We start from the raw sequence: 3,870 nt of genomic DNA on the forward strand, positions 1-3,870 counted from the left end.
CCATGGCCGCGACCCTCGCCTCCGGCCGCGGGGCCCCCGCCGGGGGGCCCCCCCGGCCCCCCCCCCCCCGCGGCGGCCCCCCCCGCGCCGCCCCCCCCGGGGGCGGGGGGGCCCCGCACCCACCGGCACCGCGCGCGCGAACACACGACAGGAAGAGGATCACCATGCGGACACCGCTGCCGGGACGCACCGGCACCGACCGCACCGCCCCGTGCCCGGGCACCGCCGTGTCCGGCACCATCGGCTCCTCGGGGCTCGAAGGCGACCGGTCTCCACGAGCGAGCCGCAGCCCGAGGACGCCATGACCACCCTCGACGCACGTGCCCTCAACCGTGCGACCCTCGCCCGCCAGTGCCTGCTCGAGCGCAGTGACGCATCCGTCCCGCAAGCGGTGGCCCAGCTGTGCGGCTTGCAGGCGCAGGAGCCCCAGGAGCCGTTCGTCGGCCTGTGGTCCCGCCTGGCCGGCTTCAGGCCCGGGCAGCTCGACGACGCGCTGACGGATCGCCAGGTGGTGCGCACGCACCTGATGCGCCGCACCGTCCACCTCGTCACCGCCGCCGACGCCCTCACCTGGCGGCCCCGTCACGACGCCATGCTGCGCCAGCGGGTCCTTGGCACCTACCGGCGCGAACTCGCCGACGTCGATCCGGAGGAGGTCGCAGCGGCCGGCAGGGCGGTCATGGCCGATGACCGGCCGCGCACCATGAGCGAGCTGGTCCGCGCCCTCGAGGACCGGTGGCCGGGCCCACCACGCCGCGCACTGGGGGAACTGCTCGTCGCGGCCCTCATCCCGATGGCCCAGCTGCCACCCCGCGGCCTGTGGCAGAGCAAGGCCGGAGTGCGCAATCTGCCACTGGCCACCTGGCTGGGCCGGGACGCCGACCCCGCGCCGACCGCTGCCGGCGATCCGATCGGGCAGCAACTGGTGCGCCGCTACCTCGCCGCCTACGGTCCCGCCGCGAGCGCGGACCTCCGTGCCTGGTGCGGCCTCACCGGCCTCCCCACCGCTGTCAAGGCCGTGCGCGAGGAGCTCGTCGCCTTCCGCGACGAACGGGGCCGCGAACTACTCGACCTGCCCCACGCGCCCCGCCCGCACCCCGACACCCCCGCCCCTGTCCGCTTCCTGCCGGCCTTCGACAACGCAATCCTCGGCTACCACGACCGCAGCCGCATCATTGACCACGACCACCTCGGCTTGTCCGTCGCGGGCCACCGCGCCGTCCTCGTCGACGGCCGCGTCGCCGCCACCTGGACCGTGCGCGACCGACGGCTCCACATCACCCCCCTGCGCCCCCTCACCGCCGCAGAACAGGAGGCCGTCCACGCCGAGGCCCGCGCCCTGGCCGCCTTCCTGGACAAAGACATCGCACACGTCCGGCTCGACCCCGGACGCTGACAGCCACACGCCTCGACTCCCCCGGCGGGATGACCGGCAGTGCGGTGCCGAGGAGCCCGTCTGCGACGACGACCCGGAGTTGTCCGGTCCGTCCTCGTCACGGGCGCGCAACAGGGTCGCCTCGTGATCGACGTGCTGCGGCGGGCGGGGCGTACGAGGTGGGCGATCAGGCGGCGGATCTCAGGAACGGTCAGCGGTGTCAGGTCTGGCGGCCGCGCGTACGTCGTCGGGTGCTTGCCGTGCCAGCTGGCCGAAGCCCTCGCTGTTGTTCGTGCCGATCCACTGATCGTAGGCGATCTCCCAGACGATCATGCCCAGTTTCACGGCCACGCGCGCGGTCGGGATCGGGACTCCGCGACGGGCGAGGGCCTCGATCATCGCGGCGGCGAGTTCGATCCTTTTCAGGGCTTCGCGTTCACACAGTTCCGTATTGGCGTTGAGCACGGCCTGGCGTCGGCCGCTGAACTCGCGGCGGTCGTCAGTGAAGAACGTCCGGCCGAGCGCATCGAGGGCATCCGCCACCGGTCGGCGCCGAAGCCACCGGCTTCGCGACCGGCGACCGGGTGTACGGGGCTGCGATCGGCCGGTCCGTCGCCGATTTCGTGCTGGTCAAGACACCCGCGCACACCTGTGGCACACCCCGCAGGGCATCGGCGACGAGGTGGCGGGCACTCTTCCGGTGTCCGGTCTGACGGCCGCCGCCGCGCTCGCCGCGATCGGCCCCCGCACGGGGGACACCGTCCTGATCGGTGGGGCGGCGGGTGGCGTGGGCATCTTCGCCGTGCAGCTGGCGAAGCTTGCGGGTGCCCGGGTGCTCGGCACCTGCTCCGAGAGCACGTTCGGGTTCCTGCGCGGGCTCGGCGCCGAACCGGTCGCGTACGGCCCGGGTCTGACGGACCGGGTGCGGGCCCTGGCATCCGAGGAGGTCACCGCCGCAACCGACCTGTTCGGAAGGGAGGCCGCCGAGACCGCGCTCAAGCTGGGCGTGGCACCCGAGCGGATCTCCGTCGTGGCCGACGGCCCCGCCCCGCCGCCCGGCGTGCGCAAGATGGGCGCCCTCGATGCGGGTCCCGGCGCCCTGGAAAGCATCGCCGACGCGATCTGTACCGGCGGAATCACGGTTGCGATCGCGGCGACCTTCCCGGTCGAGCGGATTCGCGAAGCCGTAACGATGCAGGCCCAGAGGCATGTTCACGGCAAAATCGTCATCGCACTGTGAACCGGCACGAGGTGTGCTCGGCGACCAGGACCAACAGGGCGCGGCCGAAACGGAGGAACACCGCTCCACGCTTCCCTTGAAGGCCCGTGCCGCAGCCCGGCACCGGTAAGCAACCTTCGTGCTGGTCCACGTGGACGCGCCGAGCGTGATCCGGCTCTTCGGTCTGACCGAAGCGGGTCCGCTCTTCGGACTCGGGCTCGCCGCGGCTTGAGCGGCAAGGAACGGCAGTGCGTGCAGGACGGCCGGGGACGGTTGCGGCGATGGGTCATCGCGGCTGGTTGGAGCGCCCGGGATCGGCGTGCGAGGTGTCGCCGGCCGGTGTACGGCAACTGGCCGTTGCGGTAGCTGTTCGGCATCTGGGCCGCCTACCGGCGCGGGGGTCCGTGTAGCTGCCGACCGGTCGGGCGGTGGCAAGTCGAGCACCCGCACGAGCTGGCGCCGGGCGCGTGCATGCGGCGGTCATGGGGTCCGTCGTTTGATGTTCCAAAGTTGCACGGTGGAGTACGTCTTGCCGTCGGAGGCAGAGGTGGCGAGGGGGCGGCCGTCTGGGTGCATGGCGATGTCGGCGGCGTGCGTGCGGCCGGTCGGCACGGAGATGAGCTCCTTGCCGGACGGCAGGGCCCACAGTGTGATGCCTCCGTCCTCGGGGCTGCCGCTGGGTGCGGCGAGGAAGGAACCATCCGGGCTCATTGCCAGGCGAAACCGGCGAACTCGCCAAACTCTCCGCCCCCATGATCGAATCCCTCGTGCTAGGGCCGGTCATCGGTGTCGTGCGCCGCTGGCTTACCGTAGGGGATCTGGACATGAAGGAAGCCGCCGCCGCACTGCCCGAACACATCTGGCGGTCGGTCCGCCGCTAGGAGTTGTCGTCAACGCGCCACGCCCATCAGGAGCGATACGAGGGTGACGGCCGCTTGGCAGGACTGCGCCAGCGCCACGGCCAGCTGCTGAGCGCCGCGGAGGCCATCTGCGACGGGAACAACGAATACGACCGCGAGTTCGAGCGGGCCCTCGATGCGCCGACGGGTGATCTGCTGATCCCGGACCGGGTCTGGTTTGACAAGGCGTACCGCGGGTTCGGGCTCGGCCCGATCAAGATCGCGGAGTGGTGGGAATCCATCGGGATCCGGCCAGTGCCGCAAAGAACCCCCGCTCTCGGCCAGGAGTACCGGGGCGAGAGGGGGTGTATCCCGCCGGCGGGCCGGGGGGGTGGAGGTCGGGGGGGGGGAGAGTGGGGGGAGCCCCGCCCCCGGGG

At 72.5% G+C, this 3,870-nt stretch carries 5 protein-coding genes and 1 pseudogene; 4 read left to right on the forward strand and 2 right to left on the reverse strand.

The features are described 5' to 3' along the window. Positions 1–301 precede the first annotated feature (301 nt). Positions 302–1,396: a winged helix DNA-binding domain-containing protein gene (locus ACFXA3_RS22260; protein ID WP_385189184.1), complete on the forward strand. Its 1,095-nt coding sequence runs from the start codon at positions 302–304 to the stop codon at positions 1,394–1,396. 180 nt (positions 1,397–1,576) lie between these two features. Here the strand turns inward: ACFXA3_RS22260 and ACFXA3_RS22265 are convergent, their stop codons facing one another. Further along, complete coding sequence (locus ACFXA3_RS22265) at positions 1,577–1,918, reverse strand: hypothetical protein (protein WP_385189186.1); 342 nt, start codon at positions 1,916–1,918, stop codon at positions 1,577–1,579. A 157-nt stretch (positions 1,919–2,075) separates the two neighbouring features. On the opposite strand from ACFXA3_RS22265, the gene ACFXA3_RS22270 reads away from it, so the two are divergent. After that, entirely contained in the window at positions 2,076–2,615 is a 540-nt protein-coding gene (locus ACFXA3_RS22270) for a zinc-binding dehydrogenase (RefSeq protein WP_385189188.1), read from the forward strand. A 459-nt stretch (positions 2,616–3,074) separates the two neighbouring features. On the opposite strand, the gene ACFXA3_RS22275 is transcribed toward ACFXA3_RS22270, so the two are convergent. After that, positions 3,075–3,305: a WD40 repeat domain-containing protein gene (locus ACFXA3_RS22275; RefSeq protein WP_385189189.1), complete on the reverse strand. Its 231-nt coding sequence runs from the start codon at positions 3,303–3,305 to the stop codon at positions 3,075–3,077. A gap of 41 nt (positions 3,306–3,346) precedes the next feature. Here ACFXA3_RS22275 and ACFXA3_RS22280 point away from each other — a divergent pair, with 41 nt between their 5' ends. After that, positions 3,347–3,475, forward strand: coding sequence for a hypothetical protein (locus tag ACFXA3_RS22280; RefSeq protein ID WP_385189191.1), 129 nt, complete (start codon positions 3,347–3,349; stop codon positions 3,473–3,475). 54 nt (positions 3,476–3,529) lie between these two features. Beyond that, positions 3,530–3,870, forward strand: a pseudogene (locus ACFXA3_RS22285) (hypothetical protein); the annotation flags it as partial.

This window comes from Streptomyces sp. NPDC059456, from assembly GCF_042750055.1.
GTDB lineage: Bacteria > Actinomycetota > Actinomycetes > Streptomycetales > Streptomycetaceae > Streptomyces.

Coding starts and splice junctions, on each gene's coding strand:
- ACFXA3_RS22260 (WP_385189184.1), top strand. CDS start 302: ATGACCACCCTCGACGCACGTGCCCTCAACCGTGCGACCCTCGCCCGC.
- ACFXA3_RS22275 (WP_385189189.1), bottom strand. CDS start 3,305: ATGAGCCCGGATGGTTCCTTCCTCGCCGCACCCAGCGGCAGCCCCGAG.
- ACFXA3_RS22280 (WP_385189191.1), top strand. CDS start 3,347: ATGATCGAATCCCTCGTGCTAGGGCCGGTCATCGGTGTCGTGCGCCGC.